Raw genomic sequence first — 22,367 nt, 5'->3', positions numbered from 1 at the left:
CTCGCGTGCGGCGATGGTGCTGGTGACCGCGCCGCTGGGCATCATCGGCGCGACGTTGTTCCTGCTGCTGTTCCGCGCGCCATTCGGCTTCGTGGCCTTGCTGGGCACGATTGCGCTGGCGGGCATGATCATGCGCAACTCGGTGATCCTGATCGACCAGATCCAGCAGGACATCGACGCCGGGCATGACCGCTGGCATTCGATCATCGACGCCACCGTGCGCCGCTTCCGCCCGATCGTGCTGACCGCGCTTGCCGCCGTGCTGGCGATGATCCCGCTGTCACGCAGCGCGTTCTACGGCTCGATGGCGATCTCGATCATGGGTGGCTTGATCGTGGGCACGGTGCTGACCCTGGTGTTCCTGCCGGCGTTGTATGCAGCGTGGTTCCGGGTCAAGCCGGACGAATCCGGGGCGTAATATCCGGCCGGGGTCGGTTGGTCCCTTCCCAGGTGGGTGTCAACCTTGGTTGGCACGGATGCACGCGCCTTCCGTGCCATCAGTGGAGCCACCCCACGGGTGGCTGCGGATACCCCGGCCCGGCCATCCACGCATTGCGTGGATCTACTGCAATTGCAGGCCGGTTCGCAGCACTGGTAGCAGCCACTCCAGAAATACCTGCACACGTTGCGCACGGTGCTGCCGATGCGGCTGCAGCAGGGTCACCGGCAACGGCTGCGCCACGTACTGCGGCATCACCTCTACCAACGCGCCTGACTGCAGTTCGACCTGCACGTCGTAGCGCGGAATCTGCAGCAACCCCAGCCCGGCCACGCAGCAGGCGATGGATGCCTCTGCACTGTTCACCCGCACCCAGCCTGGCATCGGCAATGTGCGCAGCTGCGCGCCCTCCTGCCACTCCCACGGTTCCACCCGCGCCGTGGTCGGCGAGGCATAGTTCACCGCACGATGCTGCTGCAGGTCGGCAGGACGCTGCGGCACACCGTGCTCGCGCAGATAGCCCGGCGCGGCAACGTTGACGAAGTCGAGCTGGCCCAGTGTGCGTGCCACCAGGCTGGAGTCACCCAACTGACCGACCCGCAGCACGGCATCGCAGCCGTCTTCGATCAGGTTCACTGTTCGGTCGGTCATGCCCAGGTCCACTTCCACCTGCGGGTGCCGCGCGAAAAAATCTGGCAGGGCAGGGGCGATGATGCGGCGGCCGATGCGGCTGGGCACGTCGATCTTCAGCAGGCCCACCGGTTGCGCGTCGTCCTGGCGGAACAGCGACTCGGCGTCCTCGACCTCGGCGATCAGGCGCAGACAGCGCGCATGGAACACATCGCCGTCGTGGGTGGTGGAGACGCGGCGGGTCGAGCGCTGCAGCAGGCGGACGCCGAGCCGCTGCTCCAGTTCGGCCACCGCCGCTGAGACCGTTGAGCGGGGCAGGCCGAGCTGGTCGGCGGCGCGGGTGAAGCTGGCGCATTCAACCACCCGGGTGAAGATGCGGAAGCGATCAATCCGATCCATTGTTCGCTGGCTCTGGAAAGTTAAGTCAATGTGGCGGGCTTTATCCGCTTTTTCTGCACGATATCGTCGTCAGGGCAGGGTTGCCACCCCGGGTAGCCCCCTTCCGAGACTGAGGCCATGACCAACCATTCCCTCAAGGGCAAGACCGTGCTGATCGCCGGTGGCGCCAAGAACCTGGGTGGGCTGATCGCCCGCGACTTCGCCGCACAAGGTGCCAAGGCCATCGTGGTTCACTACAACAGTGCCGCCACCCAGGCCGACGCCGAAGCCACCGTCGCTGCGGTGCAGACCGCGGGCAGCAGGGCGGTGGCACTGCAGGGCGACCTGACGTCGGCGGCAGCGATGGAGCGCCTGTTCGCCGATGCCGTGGCCGCAGTCGGCCGTCCCGACATCGCCATCAACACGGTGGGCAAGGTATTGAAGAAGCCGCTGCTGGACATCAGCGAAGCGGAGTACGACGAGATGAGCGCGGTCAACGCCAAGGCGGCGTTCTTTTTCCTCAAGGAAGCCGGTCGCCACGTCAACGACGGTGGTCGCATCTGCACCTTGGTCACCTCGCTGCTGGGTGCCTACACGCCGTTCTACTCCAGCTATGCCGGCACCAAGGCGCCGGTCGAGCACTTCACCCGAGCGGCGTCGAAGGAGTTCGGTGAGCGCGGCATCTCGGTGACCGCGATCGGCCCCGGTCCGATGGACACGCCGTTCTTCTACCCGGCCGAGAGTGCCGATGCGCAGGCGTACCACAAGACTGCGGCGGCGCTGTCCGCATTCACTCGTACCGGCCTGACTGATATCGCCGATATCGTGCCGTGGATCCGCTTCCTGGTGACCGATGGCTGGTGGATGACCGGGCAGACGATTCTGGTCAATGGTGGGTACACCACCAAGTAAGGCAGCCACGCATGGCGTGGCTCTACTGCGCGGGGTTCGAATCATCCACGCATGGCGTGGCTCTACTGCGCGGGGTTCGAACCATCCACGCATGGGGTGGCTCTACAGTAGAGCCACCCCATGGGTGGCTGCGCGCAAGGTCCGAAGGAAAGGCCGGATCAGTTGAGCTTTGCCAGCACCGCGTCGGTCGCTGCGGCGGTGCTGACCGCCTGCCCCTTGGCCGCAAGGTCGGCGGTGAACACGCCGTCATCCAGCGACGCATGCACGGCGGCTTCCACTACTACAGCTTCGGCTTCCAACCCCAGCGAATGGCGCAGCAGCATGGCGGCGCTGAAGATGGTCGCGTAGGGATTGGCGATGCCCTTGCCGGCGATGTCCGGTGCTGAACCATGGATCGGCTCGTAGATGCCCACCGCGCCCGGTTCGCCCAGCGAGGCCGACGGCAGCAGGCCCAGTGAACCGGCCAGCATCGAGGCTTCATCGGTGAGGATGTCCCCGAACATGTTCTCGGTAACGATCACGTCGTACTCGCGCGGCTTGGCCAGCAGGTGCATGGCCATCGAATCGACCAGCTGGTGCTCCAGGGCAACGTCCGGGAATTCCTCGCGGCCGATGCGCGCGGCCACGTCGCGCCACAGGCGCGAGGTTTCCAGCACGTTGGCCTTGTCCACCGAGGTGACCTTGCCGCGGCGCTGCTGGGCCAGGCGGAAGGCGCTGCGCAGCACGCGTTCGATCTCGGCCACGGTGTAGCGGCACAGGTCGCTGGCGCTGTCGGCGTCGCGGGTCTTGTCGCCAAAGTAGATGCCGCCGGTCAGTTCGCGCACCACCACGAAGTCCACGCCCTGCAGCAGCTCGGCCTTGATCGGCGAGGCGTGCAGCGCGGCCTCATGGGTGCGCACCGGGCGCAGGTTGGCGTAAAGGCCCAGCGCCTTGCGGATTGCCAGCAGGCCCTGCTCCGGGCGTACCTTGGCATTCGGGTCGGACCACTTCGGGCCACCCACCGCGCCCAGCAGCACCGCGTTGGCGGCCTGGCAGGCGGCGAGGGTGGCGGCCGGCAGCGGCTCGCCATGGCGGTCGATGGCGATGCCACCGATGTCGTGCTCGCTGAAAGTGAAGGTGTGGTTGAAGCGTTCGGCGACGGCCTTCAGGACGGCCACTGCGGCGGCGGCCACTTCCGGGCCGATGCCATCACCGGGCAGGACAACAATTTCAGCGTGCATGCTCACTCTCGTAACGTTCGATTTCAGGGACACGGCCCAACAGATACCCCAACTGGTCGACACCTTCCAGCAGGCAGGTCTGCGAGAAGCCATCCAGCGGGAAGGAATAGACGCGGCCATCGGGCGTGCGCAGCTCGCGTGCGGCCACATCGATGGTCAGTTCATCGTCCGGGCGCTGCATCAGCGCCTGCACGTCGGCCTCGTCCAGCACGATCGGCAGCAGGCCGTTCTTCAGCGAATTGCCACGGAAGATATCAGCGATCTCGCTGCTGACGATGGCGCGCAGGCCCAGGTCGGTCAGCGCCCACGGTGCGTGTTCGCGCGAGGAACCGCAGCCGAAGTTGCGACCGGCCAGCAGGATGCTGCGGCCGGCATTGTGCGGCTGGTTGAATGCGAAGCCGGCCACCGGTGAACCGTCGGCCTGCCAGCGCCAGTCATTGAAGGCGTTGCGGCCCAGGCCGGCGCGTTCGGTGGTGGACAGAAACCGCGCCGGAATGATCTGGTCGGTGTCGATGTTGGTCTGCGCCAGCACCACGCTGGACGAGGTCAGGGTACGGAAACCGGCCATCACGCCACCTCCTGTGCGAACAGTTCGCGGGTGTCGGCCACCTGGCCCTTCACCGCTGCCCACGCCGCGCTCATCGGCGAGGCCAGCAGGGTGCGCGAGCCGGGGCCCTGGCGGCCCTCGAAATTGCGGTTGCTGGTGCTGACGGCCAGCTGGCCGGGGGCGACCAGGTCACCGTTCATGGCGATGCACATCGAGCAGCCCGGCTCGCGCCATTCGGCACCGGCCGCGCGCACGATCTCGTGGATGCCTTCGGCCTCGGCCTGGCGCTTGACGATTTCCGAGCCCGGCACCACCAGCATGCGCACGCCCTGGGCGACCTGGCGGCCACGCAGCACCTGCGCCACGTCGCGCATGTCGCTCAGGCGGCCGTTGGTGCACGAGCCGACAAACACCACGTCCACCGGCGTGCCAGCCAGCGCCTGCCCGGCGTGGAAGTGCATATAGTCCAGCCCCTTCTGCGCGGCGGCATCGTTGGCGGCCGGAATCGGCGCATCCACGGCGATGGCGGTGCCCGGGTGCGTGCCCCAGGTCAGGGTCGGGCGGATGTCGGCGGCGTCGATGCGTACTTCGCTGTCGAAGCGTGCGCCTTCATCACTGCGCAACTGCTGCCAGCGGGCCACGGCGGCGTCGAAATCGGCGCCCTTGGGGCCGCGCGGGGTGTTGGCCACGAAGTCGAAGGTGACCTGGTCGGGCGCGACCATGCCGGCGCGCGCACCCGCTTCGATCGACATGTTGCACAGGGTCATGCGCTGTTCCATGTCCATCGCTTCGATGGTGCTGCCACGGAACTCGATGACGTGGCCAGTGCCGCCGTTGACGCCGATCACGCCGATGATGTGCAGGACCACATCCTTCGCACCGACGCCCGGTGCCAGCGGGCCGTCGACGGTGATCGCGAAGGTCCTGGCCTTGCGCTGCAGCAGGCACTGCGTGGCCAGCACGTGGCCGACTTCACTGGTGCCGATGCCGAAAGCCAGCGAGCCGAAGGCACCGTGGGTGGAGGTGTGGCTGTCACCGCAGACGATGGTCATGCCCGGCTGGGTGAAGCCCTGTTCCGGCGCGATGACGTGGACGATGCCACGGTTGTCGGAGGCCATGTCGAACAGCTCGATGCCATGCTCGGCGCAGTTGCGCGCCAGGGTGGCGACCTGCGCCTCGGAGGCGGCGCTGGCGTAGGGCAGCTTGCCGTCGGCACCGGCCGGCAGGGTCGGGGTGGAGTGATCCATCGTCGCCTTGGTGCGGTCCGGGCGGCGCGGCACCAGGCCGCGCGCGCGCAGTTCAGTGAAGGCCTGTGGCGAGGTGACCTCGTGGATCAGGTGCAGGTCGATGTACAGCACGGCGGGCGCGCTGTCGGATTCGGGAACCACCACGTGGGCGTCCCACAGTTTGTCGTACAGGGTGCGGGGTGCGGAAGTCATGCGTATGCCTGGCAGAAGTACGAAAGAGCAAAATCAATAAAGAAAGCGGAACGGTCAAGTCAGCGGCGGCGGGCGAGTACGCGCAGGCGCACGTAGTCGGCCAGCGGCTGGCCGGCCGCATTGCGTGGCAGTTCGACCAGCAGCGCTGCGGCGGCCTCGCGCACGGTGGCGCGGGCATCGTCTGGCAGATCGTCCAGCAGCGGCGCGGCGAACACCCGCAGCCAGCCGGCCACGCCGGTCGGCAGCGCGGTCGGGCGCGGCGTGGTTTCGATCAGCTGCACCTGGAAGCCGTGCTGGCGCAGGCGGTCGGCGTAGGCATCAGCGGTGGGGAAGTACCACTGGAACGCGCTGGCGCCGTGGCCATGGGCCACGCGTGCGGCCTGCACCGCGGCGATGATCGTGGTCACGTTGCCATGGCCGCCGAACTCGGCGACGAAGCGGCCGCCGGGGCGCAGGGCGCGGCGCACGCCTTCCAGCACGCGGTCCGGTTTGCCCATCCAATGCAGCGCGGCATTGCTGAACACCGCATCGAACTCGGCGTTGAAGGTCAGCGCGTGGCCATCCATCACCTGCGCATCGACGCCGCGCGCGCGGGCGGCATGGACCAGTTCCGGCGAGGCATCCACGCCGTGGATGCGTGCACCGCTCAGGGCCAGTTCGGTGCTGAGTACGCCATCGCCACAGCCCAGGTCGAGAATGCGTTCACCCGCACGCGGGTCGAGCAGGCGCGCGACCGCGCCGCCGAGCAGCGGCACGAAGCCGGCATCGATCGCATAGTCCTGGGCGTTCCACTGCTGGCCAGCGGCCGGGGTGGCGGTGTCGAAGGCGCTCATCTCTGGTTCCTCAGGCAGTGGCGGCGGTCGGGGTGTCGGTGCTGCTGGCAGCCGCCTGGCGCTGCCGCAGCAGGCGGTTGGCGACGTCCAGCCAGGCCAGTGCGGAGGCTTCGATGATGTCCTTGCTGGTGCCGGTGCCGTCGTACTCCACGCCTTCGTGGCGCACGCTCAGGTTGGCTTCGCCACGCGCATCGGCACCGATGCCCACGCTGTGCACCTGGTAGCTGTCCAGCTGCAGCTGCACGCCGGTGGCCGAGGACAGTGCGCCGAACAGGGCATCGACCGGGCCGTCGCCCTGCGCGGTTTCGGCCACGCGGTTGCCTTCCGGGTCGGACAGTTCGACCAGGGCATTGGCGCGGCTGCCGACATCGCTGATGGTCATCGAGGCCAGGCGGTAGCCCTGGGTGTTGGCACCGCCCTGCATCAAGGTCTGCAGATCGGCGTCGGTGACCACGCGCTGCTGCTCGCACATCGTCTTGAACTGCTCGAAGACCAGCTTCAGCTCATCTTCTTCCAGCCAGAAGCCCAGCGCGCGCAGGCGCGATTCGACGGCGGCGCGGCCACTGTGGCGGCCCAGCACCATCTGCGAATCTTCCCAGCCCACGTCTTCCGGGCGCATGATTTCGTAGGTGCCGCGGTGGCGCAGCATGCCGTGCTGGTGGATGCCCGATTCGTGGGCGAAGGCATTGGCGCCGACGATTGCCTTGTTGCGCTGGACCGGCATGCCGACCAGGCGCTGCAGCAGCTGCGAGGTACCGACGATGCGCGGGGTGTTGATCGCGGTGTCCTGCTCGTAGAAGGCCTGGCGCACCTTCAGCACCATGGCGATTTCTTCCAGCGAGCAGTTGCCGGCGCGTTCACCGATGCCATTGATGGTGCACTCGACCTGGCGTGCGCCACCTTCCACGGCGGCCAGCGAGTTGGCCACGGCCAGGCCCAGGTCGTTGTGGCAGTGCGCGCTGAAGATCACGTTGGCTGCGTTGGGTACGTCGGCCACGCCAGCGATGACCTGCTGGAACATCGCACGGATCTCTTCCGGCGTGGTGAAGCCGACGGTGTCGGGCAGGTTGACGGTGGTGGCGCCGGCAGCGATCGCCACGCGGGCCACTTCGATCAGGTAGTCCAGCTCGGTGCGGGTCGCATCTTCGGCCGAGAATTCGACATCGTCGACGTACGAGCGGGCCAGGGTGACGTGTTTGCGTACCGATTCCAGCACCTGCTCGCGGGTCATGCGCAGCTTGTGCTCGCGGTGCAGCGGGCTGGTGGACAGGAACAGGTGCAGGCGCGGGTTGGCAGCCGCTTCCAGAGCACGTGCGGAGGTTTCGATGTCGGCCTGCAGGCAGCGCGACAGCACGGCCAGGGTCAGGCTCGGGCGGCGCAGCTCACGGCCGATCAGGGCCATCGCTTCGCGGTCGGACTGCGAGCTGGCCGGGAAGCCGGTCTCGATGATGTCCACGCCCAGTTCGTCCAGCGCACGCGCCATCACCAGCTTCTGCGGCGGGCTCATGCTGCAGCCGGGGGACTGCTCGCCGTCACGCAGGGTGGTGTCGAAGATGCGGATGCGCGGGGTGGTAATTCGTTCGATGGTGGTCACAGGGAAATCTCCTCGACAGCGGGCGTTGCGGCTTGCAGGTGGGAAGGGAAAGAGGTGGAGGCGCTGGTCCGGGCGGGTGGGCGCGGGGATTCAGCGCGGCGCCGGCGCGGTTTGCGTGGCGGCCGGGGGCGGATGTCGGTGAGCAGGCCGGCCAGCACGCCGGCATCGATGTTGCCGCCGGACACCACCGCACACTTGCGGCGGCCGGCCACGCGGCGGCCGGCGGCCAGGGCCAATGCACCTGCGCCCTCGGCGATGATGTGTTCTTCCAGGGCCAGGCGGACCAGGGTTTCGCGCAGTTCGGCTTCGCGCACGATCACCACGTCATCCAGCAGCGAGGCACACAGGCGGCGGGTCAGGTAGCCGGGCACCTTCACCCGCACGCCATCGGCCAGCGATGGCACCGGGGCGATCTCGCTGACATCGCCCTGGATCGCGCGGGCCATGGAATCCACACCCTCGACCTGCGCGCCGATGATGCGCACGCCCTGCGACTTCAGTGCCAGCGCCACGCCGGAGGCCAAGCCGCCGCCGCCGATGGGCACGATCACCACGTCCGGTGCATGCGGAGCCAGTTCGATGCCGACCGTGCCCTGGCCGGCGATCACATCGGCATCGTCGAAGGCGGACAGGAAGCGGTAGCCATGGCGCTGCGCCAGTTCCACGGCGAAGGCAAAGGCCTCGTCGTAGCTGTTGCCGTGCTGGCGCACGGTGGCGCCCCAGTGGGCGACGCCTGTGATCTTGGTGGCCGGCGCGCCGTGCGGCATCACGGTGATGGCCGGCACGTCCAGGCGATAGGCGGCCCAGGCCACGCCCTGGGCATGGTTGCCGGCCGAAGCGCAGATCACCGGCCGGGTATCGCCGCGCTCGCGGCCGGCCAGCAGTGCGTTCAATGCGCCGCGCACCTTGTAGGAACCGGTGCGCTGCAGGTTTTCCAGCTTCAGCCAGGTGCCGAAGCGCTCGGCATGATGCAGCGGGGTAGGCGGCAGGAAGCGGCGCAGGCGGGCCTGCGCAGCCAGTACGTCGGCAACGCTTACGTCGCCGACATCGCTTTCGGTGCTGGCATCAGCGGCCGGCATGGGCCACCAGCGGGTTGCCGGTATGCGCCCGGTGCGGGCACGGGCGGCGAAGAAGACGCCTCCGTGCCGGCACCGTGGTCACTACGGTACGGGTGTTCATCAGGCAGCTCCTTCCACGGGCGTCAGCTGTACCGACACGCAGTCGTAGATCTTTTCCATCTGCCGGCACAGGGTGTCCGGCGGCCGCTGGCCATCGACCACCAGCTGCAGGTGCCAGCGTCCGTCATCGGCGGCCACCGGCGCGCCGTTGATCGCGCGCGGTGCGAAGCCGCGTCGCTCGGCCATGCCGATCACGCGCAGCAGCGCGCCTTCGGCCGGGTGCAGCACCAGGTCAAGCCGGTATTGCATTGGGGGTCTCCTGGCGTGCATGGGCGGGATTGCTTTCCAGCATGGTGCTGTTGGCGGTGTTGGGCGGCACCAGCGGCCACACGTTGGCGCGCGCATCAATGGCCACGTGCAGCAGTGCCGGGCCCGGCTCGGCCAGCAGTGCGGCCAGGCCACCTTCCACGTCATCGCGGCTGTCGATGCGCGTGGCGGCGATGCCGAACACCTTGGCCAGGGCGACGAAGTCCGGGTTGTCGGACAGGTCGATCTCGCTGTAACGCTCGGCGAAGAACAGTTCCTGCCACTGCCGCACCATGCCCAGCGAACTGTTGTCCAGCAGCACGATCTTCACCGGCAGGCGGCAACGGGCGATGGTGGCCAGCTCCTGCACGTTCATCATGAAGCTGCCATCGCCGGACACCAGCACCACGGTGCGGTCGGGGCAGGCGAACTGCGCGCCCATCGCCGCCGGCAGGCCGAAGCCCATGGTGCCCAGCGCGCCGCTGGTCAGGTGGTTGCGCGGGTGGTTGAAGCGGCAGTGCTGGGCGACCCACATCTGGTGCTGGCCGACATCGCAGGCAATGACCGTATCGGCGGGCGCCACTTCGCTCAGGCGCTTCAGCAGCGCCGGGGCATAGATGTGCTGGCCGGGCGCGTCGTAGCGGGCGGCGAAGCGATCACGGTGCTGGGCGCAGCGCTTGCGCCAGGCGTCCTGGTGGGCCTTGGGGGAGGGGAAGGCCGCACGCAGGGCGCGGATGGCATGGCCGACGTTGCCGGGCACGGCGACATCGGCGCTGCGCAGCTTGGAGATCTCGTAGGCGTCGGCGTCGATGTGGACCACGCGGGCGAACGGGGCGAATTCGGCCAGCTTGCCGGTGGCACGATCATCGAAGCGAGCGCCCAGCACCAGCAGCAGGTCGCTTTCCTGCACGGCCATGTTGGCCGCGCGGGTGCCGTGCATGCCCAGCATGCCCAGCGAGTGCGGGTGCTGCGGCGGCAGCGCGCCCAGGCCACGCAGGGTCATCACGGTGGGGATGGCGCTGGCCTCGACGAAGTCGCGCAGGTCCTGCACGGCTTCGCCCAGGGCAATGCCACCGCCGGCGTAGACCACCGGCTTCTCGGCCGCCGTCAGCGCTGAGATGGCTTCGGCAATGGCTGCATCGGCTGCGGCAGCGGGCGGCTCGACGGTGGCCGGCACGTGCGCCGGCAGGTGGCTGGCGTCGGCCAGCTGCACGTCCTTGGGCAGGTCGATCAGCACCGGGCCGGGGCGGCCCTCGCGGGCAATGCGGAACGCATCGGCCACCACGCGCGGCAGGTCGTCGACGCTGCGCACCAGCCAGCTGTGCTTGACGATGGGCAGGGTCAGGCCGAACACATCCAGTTCCTGGAAAGCGTCGGTGCCCAGCAGCGGCGTACCGACCTGGCCGGTGATGCAGACCATCGGCACCGAATCCAGCATGGCATCGGCGATGCCGGTGACCAGATTCGAGGCGCCCGGGCCGGAGGTGGCCACGCAGACGCCGACCTGGCCGCTGGCGCGGGCGAAGCCATTGGCTGCCAGCGCCGCACCCTGCTCGTGGCGCACCAGGATGTGCTTCAGCGACGAATCCACCAGCGCGTCGTAGAACGGCATGATGGTGCCGCCGGGATAGCCGAACAGGGTACGGACGCCCTCGGCCTCCAGCGCCTGGGTCAGCCAGCGCGCGCCGTTGGGCGGCGCGCTGCGGTGTGTGGGAGAGTTCATGGGGAACCTTGCAAAGCGGGTGGGGGAGGGCCGCGTGATTACGCGGCCTGTCCTTGCAACCAGACCATCTTGGCGCGCAGTTCCTTGCCCACCTTCTCGATCGGGTGCTCCAGGTCGGCCTGCTTGAACTTGTTGTAGTTCGGCAGGCCCGCTTCGTACTCGGCCACCCAGTTCTTGGTGAAGGTGCCGTCCTGGATGTCCTTGAGGACTTCCTTCATGCGCTCCTTGGTGCCAGCGTCGATCACGCGCGGGCCGCTGACGTAGTCGCCGTACTGGGCGGTTTCGGAGATGAATTCCAGCATGCGCGAGATGCCGCCTTCGTAGAACAGGTCAACGATCAGCTTCAGTTCGTGCAGCACTTCGTAGTAGGCGATTTCCGGCTGGTAGCCGGCTTCCACCAGGGTCTCGAAACCGGCCTGCACCAGTGCCGAGGCACCGCCGCACAGCACCGCCTGTTCGCCGAACAGATCGGTTTCGGTTTCTTCCTTGAACGTGGTCTGGATCAGGTTGGCGCGCGCGCCGCCCAGGCCGGCGGCGTAGGCCTGCGCGTGCTGCGCTGCGTTGCCGCTGACATCCTGGTAGACCGCCCAGATGCACGGCACGCCACGGCCGATCTCGTATTCACGGCGCACCAGTGCGCCCGGGCCCTTCGGCGCAACCAGCACCACGTCCAGGTCGGCGCGCGGCTCGATCATGCCGTAATGCACGTTCAGGCCGTGGGCGAACAGCAGGCAGGCACCCTGCTTCATGTTCGGCGCCAGCACGTCGTTGTAGAGCTTCTTCTGCACCATGTCCGGGGTCAGCACAGCGACCAGGTCGGCGTTCTTCACCGCCTCGGCCGGCGCCACCACGGTGAAGCCGTCGGCCTGCGCCTTGGCTTCGGTCGGGCCGCCCGGGCGCAGGCCTACCACCACGTCGAAGCCGGATTCGCGCAGGTTCAGTGCGTGGGCGCGGCCCTGGCTGCCGTAGCCGATGACGGCGATCTTGGTCTGGGGCAGGTCGTTGGTGCTCATGGGGGAGGTTCCTTGCGTGGGAAGAAAAAGACGGCCGGCAGTCGAAGCGACGTACCGGCCGGTCAGGGGAAAACGGTGGGGGAGGCGCGGCGCATCGCACGGGCACAGCCACCACGAGGCGTCGTGGTGTGGCAGGTCCGGGTTTTGCTGTTGGAGGTGTTCATGGTGGTTGCGTCTGAAACCAGGTCTTGAAATGAAAAAACCCGCACCGGGGCGGGTGCGGGTTTTTGATGAGTTCCGGTGTGTCTGTTGCTTACACGCTGGCTCGTCCCGCACCTGTAGGCTGGGTAATAAGTACGAGCACAAGAATCGAACGCAGCGAGGCGGCGCCGATGTCGGCGGCTTCAACGTGGGTTCGCAGTGGCGTGGTGTGATGCAACATGAGACCGAGGGAAACATGGGCGATTCGGCAGTGTCAACCCTGGCAACGGATATTTTTTTTGTTTCCGCTGCATCCGGCGCAATCGCTTGTGGCACAAGGATGGTTTCCAGCGAAAGTGTTTCGGTGAACCGGAATTCACTCTTTTCAGGGGGTCTTTCTGCGCGGGAATGAGGGGCCGTTGTGTCCGCGCTCGCAGCAATCTGTCTAGAGCGGGCGGGGGCGGCTGGGCAGGACCGTTTGCGCCATGGATGGCGCCATCGAGCACCATGGAGGGGCTTTTGCGTGTCCTGACCAGCCGCCCCCGCCCGCTCCCGCCGGGATATCCAGGCGCCCATGACCTCTGCCCGATACCGCGTGAAGGCCGCAACGGCGAAGATCGGGGACCACCCTTCCATCGGAACCCGACCGTGTCCCGACGCATTGCCCGTTCCCTGCTGGCCGCCGCCGTCCTCGCTGCGATGCCCGCGCTGTCCTTCGCCGCCGACCGCATCACCGGCCACACCTTCGCCACCCGTTCGGAGGTGATCGCCCCACATGCGATGGCCGCCACCTCGCAGCCGCTGGCCACCCAGGTCGCGCTGGACGTGATGAAGGCAGGCGGCTCTGCGGTTGACGCCGCCATCGCCGCCAACGCGACCCTGGGCCTGATGGAGCCGACCGGCAACGGTGTCGGCGGCGACCTGTTCGCCATCGTCTGGGACCCGAAGACGCAGAAGCTTTACGGCTACAACGGCTCGGGCCGCTCGCCGAAGTCGCTGACCCTGGCCGAGTTCCAGCGCCGCGGCCTGAAGGAGATCCCCGCCACCGGCCCGCTGCCGGTATCCGTGCCCGGTGCGGTCGACGGCTGGTTCGCCCTGCACGAGCGGTTTGGCCGCAAGCCGATGGCCGACAACCTGGCCCCGGCCATCCGCTACGCGCGCGAGGGCCATCCGGTGGCCGAGGTCATCGCCTACTACTGGGACCGCTCGGTACCCAAGCTGTCCAAGTACCCTGGCTTCAGCGAGCAGTTCACGATCAACGGCCACGCCCCGCGCAAGGGCGAGATGTGGAAGAACCCGAACCTGGCCGACACCCTGCAGCAGATTGCCGACGGCGGCCGCGATGCCTTCTACAAGGGCGCCATCGCCCACATCATCGGCGACTACTTCAAGGCCAACGGAGGCTACCTGAGCTACCAGGACATGGCCGACCACCATGGCGAGTGGGTCGAGCCGGTCAGCAGCAATTACCGTGGCTATGACGTGTGGGAACTGCCGCCCAACAGCCAGGGCATCGCCGCGCTGCAGATCCTCAACGTGCTGGTAGGCTACGACTTTTCGAAGATTCCGTTCGGCTCGCCCGAACACGTGCACCTGTTCGTCGAAGCCAAGAAGCTGGCCTTCGCCGACCGTGCACGCTTCTACGCCGACATGGCCTTCCAACCGGCCCCGGTACAGAAACTGATTTCCAAGGACTACGCGGCCCAGCGCCGTGCGCTGATCTCCATGGACAAGGCGTTGAAGGAAGTGCAGCCGGGCACGCCGAAGCAGCTGGAGGAGGGCGACACGATCTACATGACCGTGGCCGACGCCGACGGCATGATGGTTTCGCTCATCCAGTCCAATTACCGCGGCATGGGCAGCGGCATGGCACCGCCGGGGTTGGGCTTCATCCTGCAGGACCGGGGTGAGATGTTCGTGCTGCAGAAGAACCATCCCAATGGCTACGCACCGGGCAAGCGCCCGTTCCAGACCATCATCCCCGGTTTCATCACCAAGGATGGCAAGCCGTACGCCAGCTTTGGCGTGATGGGCGGCGCGATGCAGCCGCAGGGCCACGCGCAGATCGTGATGAACCTGGTGGATTTCGGCATGAACCTGCAGGAAGCCGGTGACGCGCCGCGCATCCAGCACGAAGGTTCGACCGAACCGACCGGGCAGGCGATGGCGATGAGTGATGGCGGTGAAGTGAACCTGGAAACCGGCTTCCCGTATGAGACGGTGCGTGCGCTGATGCGCAAGGGGCATCGCATCGTGTTTGCCGACGGCCCGTATGGTGGCTACCAGGCGATCATGCGTGACCCGGAGACGGGCGTGTATTACGGCGCGTCGGAGAGCCGCAAGGATGGGCAGGCGGCGGGGTACTGAGTTTTCCGGCCAACGGGCGCAGCCCCCTCTGCGGTGGGGGTGGTTCCAGTGATGCTTGGGTTGGCCGGGCGGGTGGGCTGGTCGGGGGATGCCGTGAATCCGTCCCTGGAGGCTTGGCAGCCGCATCCATGCGGCTGACACCCCCGCCCAACCCACCCGCCCGGCCACGGACAGTTTCCGTGGCCGCCACCGCAGGAAAAGAAAAAAGAAGAGCAAGAGCAAAGGCAACAGCAACAGCAACAGCAACAGCCGTGCGCTTTGGATGGGGTCGGATGCGTTTTCCGCAGGAAAACGCATCCGACCCCTTCTTGTTTTCCGATATACCTCATCCACGCATGGCGTGGATCTACTGCCGTCACCGGGAAACTGTCGGAGGCGGAGAGGGGGCAGATGGCGGGACCGTCCACGGCATGGATGCCGTGGCCGAGCCTACAGGGACGTACTTGCGGCGTGTCCCGCCATCTGCCCCCTCCCCGCCAAACCCATATCAACCCAGAGCCGCTTCTGCTCCTGCCGTTGCATTTGCTTGAAAAAGCGGTGCAGCCGCGGGCTGCAAAACACCCTCAGTCCCGCTCCTGCGCGCGCGCCGCCTCCGCCTGGGTCTCTTCCTGCGCCGCCATCTCCCGCGCAATCCACGAGTCGATCATGTGTCGCTGGCGCTGCGCCTGGCGTCGCTCCCGCGTGTAATCCTGGTCCAGCACCCGGTACAGCGACACCATCACCAGCACCATCAGCAACGCGAACGGCAGCGCCGCGATCGTGATCATCCCCTGCAGCGCATCCAGTCCGCCGGCAAGCAGCAATGCCGCTGCGATCAGTGCAACCGCAATACCCCACGCCAGCTTGCGCTTCAGCGGTGGATCGCCGGCCTCGTCGGTGGACATGCTGGCCAGCACCAGCACCGCCGAATCGGCCGAGGTCACAAAGAAGATCATCAGCAGTACCAGGGCTATGCATGAAAGCAGCAGGGCGGCGGGCATGCTGTCGAACAGGGTGAACAGCACCGTTTCATACCCGTTGCCCAGCGCCTGCACCAGGTCGGCATGGCCGAAGATCTGCGACCACAACGCGGTACCTCCGAACACCGAGAACCAGAAGAAGCCAAGCAGCGTGGGTGCCAGCACGACGCCGATCACAAACTCGCGCACACTTCTGCCCCGCGAGATGCGGGCGATGAACGAACCCACGAACGGCGCCCACGAGATCCACCATGCCCAGTAGAAGATCGTCCAATCCGCCACCCAGGTGCTGCCGGAAAACGGCGACATGCGAAGGCTCATGGTCACCAGCTGGTTGAGGTAGGAACCCAGCGTGGTCGTGAACGTATCGAAGATGAAGCCCGTGGGCCCCAGCACCAGCAGGATCGCTGCCAGCAGCGCGGCCAAGGCCAGATTGAAGTTGGACAGCCATTTCACCCCACGTTCCACGCCGCTGGCGGTGGAGGCCATGTACAGCACGAACGCTACCGCGATGATGATCATCTGCACCGCAACGGTCGCTTGCAGGCCAAACACGCGTTCGACGCCAGCGGCGATCTGGATGGTGCCGAAGCCCAGCGTGGTGGCCACACCGATTGCGGTAGCGACCACGGCGGCGACGTTGACCGTTTTGCCGATCCAGCCGCGATGGTGGCGGCCGATGATCGGCTGCAGCATGTCACTGACCAGGCCGCGGCCGTTGCGATTGAACTGGAACCACGCCATTGCCAAGCCGATCAGTGCGTAGATTGCCCAAGGATGAAGCCCCCAGTGGAAGAACGCATAGCGCATCGAGGCGCGTGCGGCATCCATGCTCTGCGGTTCCAGTCCTTCTGGTGGCTTGGTGAAGTGGGAAATCGGTTCGGCCGCACCCCAGAACACCAGGCCGATGCCCATGCCGGCAGCGAACAGCATCGACATCCAGCTGGCGCGCGAGAACTCGGGTTCGGCGTCCTCGCCACCGATGCGCAGGTTGCCGAAGCGACCGAAGGCCAGGTACATCAGGAAGGTCAATGCGAGGAACACCACCAGCAGATACAACCAGCCGACGCTGCGGATCACATCGGCCAGGACCGACTGCACCACGGTATTGAAGGGGCCTGGCGCGAAGCCGGCGAGCAGCACCAGTACGAGCACCAGTGCGATGGAAACGCGAAACACCATGAAGGAGCTTCTCCGATCAAGGGATTGAGGGGAGCGAGCCAGAGCTGGCAGCGAGGGCCGCGTGGGCGGCGAGCAATCACGTTACTGAACGGAGTGTCACCGTTCCGTTAACGAGGTGGAGGTCAGAGCCCGTTGCGGCGCAGCGGGCTCTGACCCCGAACCGCTGACGCTGTGCTCTAATGCCCGCCAAGAAGCGGGGGTACCGCGGCCCGATGGCCACGGTTGAGACAGTCCCTTGGAACCTGATCCGGTTCATACCGGCGTAGGGAAGCTTTGCAGTGCAACCGTGCCCGGAGTCCGCCCAAGGACCGTCCGGGCGCGGTGCGCAGTGCGCCGCCGCTTCGTCCCTGACCCAACTGGACGATGCCCGATGAACGCACAGCCCTCCGCCCTGCAGCAACAGGCCCAGCAACTTTCCGAGTCGGTGACCCGACCGATTCCGGGTTCGCGCAAGATCTACGTGCCGGGTTCGCAGCCAGACCTGCGCGTGCCCATGCGCGAGATCGCACTGACCCGCACGCCGGCCCTGTTCGGTGGCGCAGAGAACGCGCCGGTCACCGTCTACGACACCTCCGGCCCTTACACCGATCCGGATGTGCCTATCGATCTTTCCGAAGGCCTGCCCGCGCTGCGCCGCACCTGGGTGGAAGCGCGCGGCGATACCGAACAGCTCGATGGCCTGAGTTCCGTGTTCGGCCGGGGACGCGCGCAGGATGCGAAGCTCGACGCGGTGCGCTTCCCCGCACGCAGGCTGCCTCGTCGTGCGCGCGCCGGCGCCAATGTCACCCAGATGCATTATGCGCGACGCGGCATCATCACCCCGGAAATGGAATTCGTTGCCATCCGCGAGAACCAGCGCCTGGAAGCGATCCAGGATGCAGCGCTGCTGCAGCAGCATCCTGGGCAGTCCTTCGGTGCCGCCATCCCGACGATCATCACCCCGGAATTCGTGCGCGATGAAATCGCACGCGGGCGCGCGGTACTGCCCAACAACATCAACCACCCGGAAAGCGAGCCGATGATCATCGGCCGCAACTTCCTCACCAAGATCAACGCCAATATCGGCAACAGCGCGTTGTCGTCAGGCATTGCCGAAGAAGTGGAGAAGCTGGTCTGGGCCATCCGCTGGGGCGGCGACACGGTGATGGACCTGTCCACCGGCAAGCACATCCATGAAACCCGCGAATGGATCATCCGCAATTCCCCGGTGGCCATCGGTACCGTGCCGCTCTACCAGGCGCTTGAAAAGGTCGACGGCCGCGCTGAAGCGCTGAGCTGGGAGATCTTCCGCGACACGCTGATCGAACAGGCCGAGCAGGGCGTGGACTACTTCACCCTCCACGCCGGTGTGCTGCTGCGCTACGTGCCGCTCACCGCCAAGCGCGTGACCGGCATCGTCAGCCGCGGTGGTTCGATCATGGCCAAGTGGTGCCTGGCGCACCACAAGGAGAACTTCCTCTACACGCATTTCGAAGAGATCTGCGAAATCATGAAGGCCTACGACGTGACCTTCTCGCTGGGCGACGGTCTGCGCCCCGGCTGCATCGCCGATGCCAACGACGCGGCACAGTTCGGCGAGCTGGAGACGCTGGGCGAACTGACGAAGATCGCCTGGAAGCACGATGTGCAGACCATGATCGAAGGCCCCGGCCATGTGCCGATGCAGTTGATCAAGGAAAACATGGACAAGCAGCTGCGCGAGTGCGGTGAAGCCCCGTTCTACACGCTGGGACCGCTGACCACCGACATCGCCCCGGGCTACGACCACATCACCAGCGCGATCGGTGCGGCGATGATCGGTTGGTTCGGTACCGCGATGCTCTGCTACGTGACGCCGAAGGAGCACCTCGGCCTGCCCAATCGCCAGGATGTGCGCGACGGCATCATGGCTTACCGCATCGCCGCGCACGCGGCCGACCTGGCCAAGGGCCATCCGGGCGCGCAGGTGCGCGACAACGCACTGAGCAAGGCGCGTTTCGAGTTCCGCTGGGAAGACCAGTTCCACCTCGGCCTGGATCCGGAGAAGGCCAAGGCCTTCCACGATGAGACCCTGCCGAAGGACGCGCACAAGCAGGCACATTTCTGCTCGATGTGTGGCCCGCACTTCTGTTCGATGAAGATCACCCAGGATGTGCGCGACTACACCGAGGCGGGGTGGCAGTGGTAGCGCCGGGCCATGCCCGACGAGCGCAGCGGTCTGTGGAAGCCGCCGGGCATGGCCCGGCGCTACCACCTCACGTGCGTGCAGTACCGGCTATGCTCGCACCCATCGCCCCCGGAGGCATGCCATGCCCATTGCCATCACCACCCGCTGGCTGGCCATCGCCCGCCGTCATCCTTCCGCTTGGTTGCTGGGTGCGCAGCTGATGGCCGTGCTGTCGTACCCGGCGCTGGATGACACTGCAGCCGGGCGGGCAGCACTGGGTGTGTTCGGCATGGCGGTGCTGGGCCTTGCGCTGTGGGTGGTGCAGCGCAGCCCGCTGGGCACTTGGCTGGCCCTTCTGCTGGCCATTCCTTCGGTGGTGTTCTCCATTGCCGCTGCGCTGCTGGATCGCCCGGCGCTGGGCACCACCGCACAGTTGCTGGAGAGCCTGCTGTATTTCTACACCGCCGGGGCGTTGATCGCCTACATGCTGCAGGACCATAAAGTCACGCGCGATGAACTGTTCGCTGTTGGGGCCACGTTCACGTTGCTCGCGTGGGCATTCGCGTTCGCATTCGCAGTCTGCCAGCAGTGGTATCCGGGCAGTTTCCAGGGCAGCACAGAAGGGCCGCAGCGCACCTGGATGGAGTTGCTTTACCTGAGCTTCAGCTTGTTGTCCGGGGTGGGCCTCAGCGATGTCGTGCCACTGCATCCACAGGCACGCGCATTGGTCATGCTGGAGCAGTTTTCCGGGGTCATGTACGTCGCTCTGGTCGTTTCGCGGCTTGTCGGATTGACCATGATCCGACGTCTCTGAAAATGAACCCAGGATAAAAATTTCGCGCCCAGAGGGGCGCGAATGATGGTGCTGCTTATGTGAATGCGTCGGCGAGAGAGAGCCTGATGTCCACCACGCATAGGCGAGGCAACCTGCATAGGCTAGTATTCGCCGGCTTCGTTTTTTTTGCGGTATGCGCCGATGCTTTTTGCGGAATCTGGCTTCTCGCTGCGCCTCGGACACGCTGTGCCGGACAGCCGTTGCATCCGTGGCTCGTTTTAATCTTCCTGTAGCAGATGATCAGCAGCGAAACCCAGCCGTCTGAAGCCGACCGGATCCGGATCGGCGAGTGCATCGTGACGTTGTCCTCGCGTGAGGTCGAGGTTGCGGGTGCGCGTCGTCCGCGCCGGCTCACGCCGAAGGCGCTGGGCGTGCTGCGCGTGCTGCTGCGTCAGCCGGGGCGGGTGGTGACCCGTGAAGAACTGTTCGCCGAGGTCTGGCCGGACACGCTGCCCACCAATGACGTGCTGACCCAGGCCGTGACGCAGCTGCGCAAGGCGTTCAGCAGCGGCCACGACAACAGCCAGGCTTACATCGAGACCATCGCCAAGACCGGTTACCGTCTGCTCGTGCCTGTACAGGTGCTCGCCGATGTGGCACCCGATCGGGTGGACGATGCAGTGCCCGTCGTCGCTCCGGCTGTTGACGCACCGGACGCCGCAGCGCTGCCCAGGGCGCAGTCGCCGGCACGTCGTCGCTGGCGCTACTGGCGTCGGCGCCTGCTGCTGGCCCTGGGCGTTGCCATGCTGCTGGCCCTGCTGGTGATGGCCGCGCTGCTGGCGCGTCGCCCGACGCTGTCGAGCTCGCCGGTGGATGCGGCCGTTGAAGATGGCACGCGGGTGATCGGCAGCCCTGAACGTCCGTATCGACTCATTACCGCCACCGCTGGCTTTGAGACCTATCCCACACTTTCGCCCGATGGTTCGCAGGTGGCGTACGAGGGTGCGAACGAGGACGGCAAAGGCGGCAACGCCATCAAGGTGCAGACCTCGGGCAATGCCCCGGCGCGGCAGCTGCTGGCGCCACCGGAAGGCGCCAACGATCGCTTCCCTGCCTGGTCGCCCGATGGCCGCGAGATCGCGTTCGCGCGGTTTGGTGCCGACGGCAGCTGCCAGGTGCTGATCGCCAGTGCCACCGGCGGTGCGCTGCGTCAGGCCACCCGCTGCGATGGTACCGAACTGCTCAGTTTCGACTGGACCCCGGACGGTCGCGGGTTGGTGTTCGGCAGCATGGTGGGCCGCTACGCGCATCGCGGCATCCGCGTGCTGGACCTGCCGACCGGGCAATGGCGCGCGCTCGATTACGCCGTTGACGAGGACGACTTCGACTACGCGCCACGCTACTCTCCCGACGGCCGCTGGCTGGTGTTCGTACGCAACCCGCAACTGGGCGATCTGTGGCGGGTGCCGGCAGCGGGCGGCACGCCCGAACAGCTGACCAACGAAGCGGCCGAACTGCGCGGCTGGGCGTGGCTGGGCGATGGCCGGAGCATTGTCTTTGGTCGCCGGGTGGACAGCGAAGCTCGTCTCTACTATCTGGACGTCGCGCGACGCACGCTGCGCGATGCCGGCCTGGACGATGCGCAGTGGCCAGCGGTGTCGCGGCGGGGTGACATGCTCGCCTTCGTCCATCGACGCGCCCAGTTTGGCATCTTCAGGATGTCCTCCTCAGGCAGCAGCGAGCGTCTGTTTGCCTCCAGCGGGCGTGATGGACAGCCGATGCTGGCCCCCGATGGCCACCAGCTGGTCTTCAGTTCCGACCGCTCGGGCAGCTTCGCGCTGTGGTGGGCCGACATGCGGCGGCCCGATTCGCTGCGGCCGATTGAAGGCCTGCGGCCGGAGGCACGGCAAGCACCGGACTGGTCGCAGGACAGCCGGCAGGTGCTGGTGGTAGGACGCGACCGGCACGGCAAGGCCGTGCTCTATGAGATCGCCCCGCGTGACGAACGGCTGCAGTTGCTGCCGGTGCCGGTCGAGCAGCCGTTGCAGGCGCTGTACGGTGCGGACCCCGGACAACTGCTGATCCTCGAGCGTGACGCCGACCAGCACACGCGCTTGAGTCTGTTCGACCGCACCCGGCAACCGTGGCGGCGCCTGGCCAGCGTGGACGGCGTCTCGCAGGCCCGCTTTGATCGCAGCAGCGGTCGGGTCGTGTACACCCGTCTGGCCGCCAGCGGCCTGTGGTCCATCGATGCGGCGCTGGACGCGGCCAGCGTGCAGCAGATCAGCCAGGATCAGCCCAGCCGCTGGCGCTACCGGGTCTGGACCGTGGCGGGGCAGGGCGGCCTCGACTACCTCGGCACCACCAATGCCTGCGCCACCACGCTGCTGCGCATGCGTGATGGCCGGGAGGAACCGGAGCGCTGCCTGGACGCGCTGCGGCTCAGTGGCGGCAATGGTCTCAGCGCCAGCGCCGACGGCAATGACCTCTATGTGTCCCTGGCCGTCAGCGATGGTGCGGACATCGGCGTCATGCGCCTGCCGAAACAGTCACCGGCATTGTTCCCCGCCTTCAGCAAGTTGCTGATGTTCAAAAAAAAAGGGCCTTCGTAACTTTTTCGTAGCGATCTCGGCGCGAATTCGTGG

The 22,367-nt window shown here is 66.7% G+C and carries 17 protein-coding genes and 1 riboswitch; of the genes, 6 read left to right on the top strand and 11 right to left on the bottom strand.

Features of this window, described 5'->3' with window-relative positions; genetic code table 11:
* A partial coding sequence (locus ACQKDV_RS02115) for an efflux RND transporter permease subunit (protein ID WP_427782140.1) occupies positions 1-418 on the top strand: 418 nt, incomplete at its 5' end.
* Positions 419-562: 144 nt separating this feature from the next.
* Here ACQKDV_RS02115 and ACQKDV_RS02110 read toward each other — a convergent pair.
* Entirely contained in the window at positions 563-1,468 is a 906-nt protein-coding gene (locus ACQKDV_RS02110) for a LysR family transcriptional regulator (protein ID WP_427782139.1), read from the bottom strand.
* Between the two features lie 117 nt (positions 1,469-1,585).
* On the opposite strand from ACQKDV_RS02110, the gene ACQKDV_RS02105 reads away from it, so the two are divergent.
* Entirely contained in the window at positions 1,586-2,359 is a 774-nt protein-coding gene (locus tag ACQKDV_RS02105) for an SDR family oxidoreductase (protein WP_427782138.1), read from the top strand.
* Positions 2,360-2,517: 158 nt separating this feature from the next.
* Here ACQKDV_RS02105 and leuB read toward each other — a convergent pair whose 3' ends face one another.
* The 9 genes from leuB to ilvC all read right to left on the bottom strand — a co-directional run bounded on the left by leuB (position 2,518) and on the right by ilvC (position 12,152).
* The gene (gene leuB / locus ACQKDV_RS02100) at positions 2,518-3,579 is read right to left on the bottom strand and encodes a 3-isopropylmalate dehydrogenase (RefSeq protein WP_427782137.1); all 1,062 of its coding nucleotides are present in this window, start codon (positions 3,577-3,579) and stop codon (positions 2,518-2,520) included.
* Complete coding sequence (gene leuD / locus ACQKDV_RS02095; RefSeq protein ID WP_313143660.1) at positions 3,569-4,147, bottom strand: 3-isopropylmalate dehydratase small subunit; 579 nt, start codon at positions 4,145-4,147, stop codon at positions 3,569-3,571. The genes leuB and leuD overlap by 11 nt, the downstream gene beginning before the upstream one ends.
* Positions 4,147-5,565, bottom strand: coding sequence for a 3-isopropylmalate dehydratase large subunit (gene leuC / locus ACQKDV_RS02090; RefSeq protein ID WP_427782136.1), 1,419 nt, complete (start codon positions 5,563-5,565; stop codon positions 4,147-4,149). Before leuC ends, leuD begins: the two co-directional genes overlap by 1 nt.
* A gap of 59 nt (positions 5,566-5,624) precedes the next feature.
* Positions 5,625-6,398, bottom strand: a complete 774-nt coding sequence (locus ACQKDV_RS02085) for a class I SAM-dependent methyltransferase (protein WP_427782135.1) — start codon at positions 6,396-6,398, stop codon at positions 5,625-5,627.
* Between the two features lie 10 nt (positions 6,399-6,408).
* Entirely contained in the window at positions 6,409-7,992 is a 1,584-nt protein-coding gene (locus tag ACQKDV_RS02080; protein WP_427782134.1) for a 2-isopropylmalate synthase, read from the bottom strand.
* Positions 7,989-9,071 (bottom strand): threonine dehydratase, encoded by a 1,083-nt coding sequence (locus ACQKDV_RS02075; protein ID WP_427782133.1) that lies wholly within the window; start codon positions 9,069-9,071, stop codon positions 7,989-7,991. Before ACQKDV_RS02075 ends, ACQKDV_RS02080 begins: the two co-directional genes overlap by 4 nt.
* Positions 9,072-9,170: 99 nt before the next feature.
* Positions 9,171-9,419, bottom strand: coding sequence for an ACT domain-containing protein (locus ACQKDV_RS02070; protein WP_108766244.1), 249 nt, complete (start codon positions 9,417-9,419; stop codon positions 9,171-9,173).
* Positions 9,403-11,139: an acetolactate synthase 2 catalytic subunit gene (gene ilvG / locus ACQKDV_RS02065; RefSeq protein ID WP_427782132.1), complete on the bottom strand. Its 1,737-nt coding sequence runs from the start codon at positions 11,137-11,139 to the stop codon at positions 9,403-9,405. The genes ACQKDV_RS02070 and ilvG overlap by 17 nt, the downstream gene beginning before the upstream one ends.
* A gap of 38 nt (positions 11,140-11,177) precedes the next feature.
* On the bottom strand, positions 11,178-12,152 hold the full coding sequence (gene ilvC, locus ACQKDV_RS02060; RefSeq protein WP_324810512.1) for a ketol-acid reductoisomerase: 975 nt from the start codon (positions 12,150-12,152) through the stop codon (positions 11,178-11,180).
* 789 nt (positions 12,153-12,941) lie between these two features.
* Between ilvC and ggt the strand changes: the two genes are divergently transcribed.
* Positions 12,942-14,660 (top strand): gamma-glutamyltransferase, encoded by a 1,719-nt coding sequence (gene ggt, locus ACQKDV_RS02055; protein ID WP_427782131.1) that lies wholly within the window; start codon positions 12,942-12,944, stop codon positions 14,658-14,660.
* A gap of 563 nt (positions 14,661-15,223) precedes the next feature.
* Here ggt and ACQKDV_RS02050 read toward each other — a convergent pair.
* Positions 15,224-16,801 carry a BCCT family transporter gene (locus ACQKDV_RS02050; protein WP_427782130.1) on the bottom strand — a complete coding sequence of 526 codons (1,578 nt, stop codon included), beginning with the start codon at positions 16,799-16,801 and terminating at the stop codon, positions 15,224-15,226.
* Between the two features lie 185 nt (positions 16,802-16,986).
* Positions 16,987-17,088: riboswitch (TPP riboswitch) on the top strand.
* Between the two features lie 83 nt (positions 17,089-17,171).
* On the opposite strand from ACQKDV_RS02050, the gene thiC reads away from it, so the two are divergent.
* The 3 genes from thiC (at position 17,172) to ACQKDV_RS02035 (ending at position 22,334) form a co-directional block, all read left to right on the top strand.
* Entirely contained in the window at positions 17,172-18,968 is a 1,797-nt protein-coding gene (thiC, locus tag ACQKDV_RS02045; RefSeq protein WP_427782129.1) for a phosphomethylpyrimidine synthase ThiC, read from the top strand.
* Between the two features lie 121 nt (positions 18,969-19,089).
* Complete coding sequence (locus tag ACQKDV_RS02040; RefSeq protein WP_427782128.1) at positions 19,090-19,761, top strand: ion channel; 672 nt, start codon at positions 19,090-19,092, stop codon at positions 19,759-19,761.
* Positions 19,762-20,018: 257 nt separating this feature from the next.
* Entirely contained in the window at positions 20,019-22,334 is a 2,316-nt protein-coding gene (locus ACQKDV_RS02035; RefSeq protein WP_427782127.1) for a winged helix-turn-helix domain-containing protein, read from the top strand.
* The last annotated feature ends 33 nt before the right edge of the window (positions 22,335-22,367 follow it).

Source organism: Stenotrophomonas sp. NPDC077659, assembly GCF_050268705.1.
Taxonomy (GTDB): Bacteria; Pseudomonadota; Gammaproteobacteria; order Xanthomonadales; family Xanthomonadaceae; genus Stenotrophomonas.
Note: the sequence above shows the minus strand (reverse complement) of the source record. Positions and strands in the feature narration are given on the sequence as shown.

Excerpts from the sequence above, each read along its gene's own strand:
- leuB (WP_427782137.1), bottom strand. The coding sequence starts at position 3,579 with ATGCACGCTGAAATTGTTGTCCTGCCCGGTGATGGCATCGGCCCGGAA.
- ACQKDV_RS02105 (WP_427782138.1), top strand. The coding sequence starts at position 1,586 with ATGACCAACCATTCCCTCAAGGGCAAGACCGTGCTGATCGCCGGTGGC.
- ACQKDV_RS02085 (WP_427782135.1), bottom strand. The coding sequence starts at position 6,398 with ATGAGCGCCTTCGACACCGCCACCCCGGCCGCTGGCCAGCAGTGGAAC.
- ACQKDV_RS02035 (WP_427782127.1), top strand. The coding sequence starts at position 20,019 with ATGATCAGCAGCGAAACCCAGCCGTCTGAAGCCGACCGGATCCGGATC.
- thiC (WP_427782129.1), top strand. The coding sequence starts at position 17,172 with ATGAACGCACAGCCCTCCGCCCTGCAGCAACAGGCCCAGCAACTTTCC.
- ilvG (WP_427782132.1), bottom strand. The coding sequence starts at position 11,139 with ATGAACTCTCCCACACACCGCAGCGCGCCGCCCAACGGCGCGCGCTGG.
- ilvC (WP_324810512.1), bottom strand. The coding sequence starts at position 12,152 with ATGAGCACCAACGACCTGCCCCAGACCAAGATCGCCGTCATCGGCTAC.
- ACQKDV_RS02110 (WP_427782139.1), bottom strand. The coding sequence starts at position 1,468 with ATGGATCGGATTGATCGCTTCCGCATCTTCACCCGGGTGGTTGAATGC.
- ACQKDV_RS02050 (WP_427782130.1), bottom strand. The coding sequence starts at position 16,801 with ATGGTGTTTCGCGTTTCCATCGCACTGGTGCTCGTACTGGTGCTGCTC.
- ACQKDV_RS02075 (WP_427782133.1), bottom strand. The coding sequence starts at position 9,071 with ATGCCGGCCGCTGATGCCAGCACCGAAAGCGATGTCGGCGACGTAAGC.
- leuD (WP_313143660.1), bottom strand. The coding sequence starts at position 4,147 with ATGGCCGGTTTCCGTACCCTGACCTCGTCCAGCGTGGTGCTGGCGCAG.
- ACQKDV_RS02070 (WP_108766244.1), bottom strand. The coding sequence starts at position 9,419 with ATGCAATACCGGCTTGACCTGGTGCTGCACCCGGCCGAAGGCGCGCTG.
- leuC (WP_427782136.1), bottom strand. The coding sequence starts at position 5,565 with ATGACTTCCGCACCCCGCACCCTGTACGACAAACTGTGGGACGCCCAC.
- ACQKDV_RS02040 (WP_427782128.1), top strand. The coding sequence starts at position 19,090 with ATGCCCATTGCCATCACCACCCGCTGGCTGGCCATCGCCCGCCGTCAT.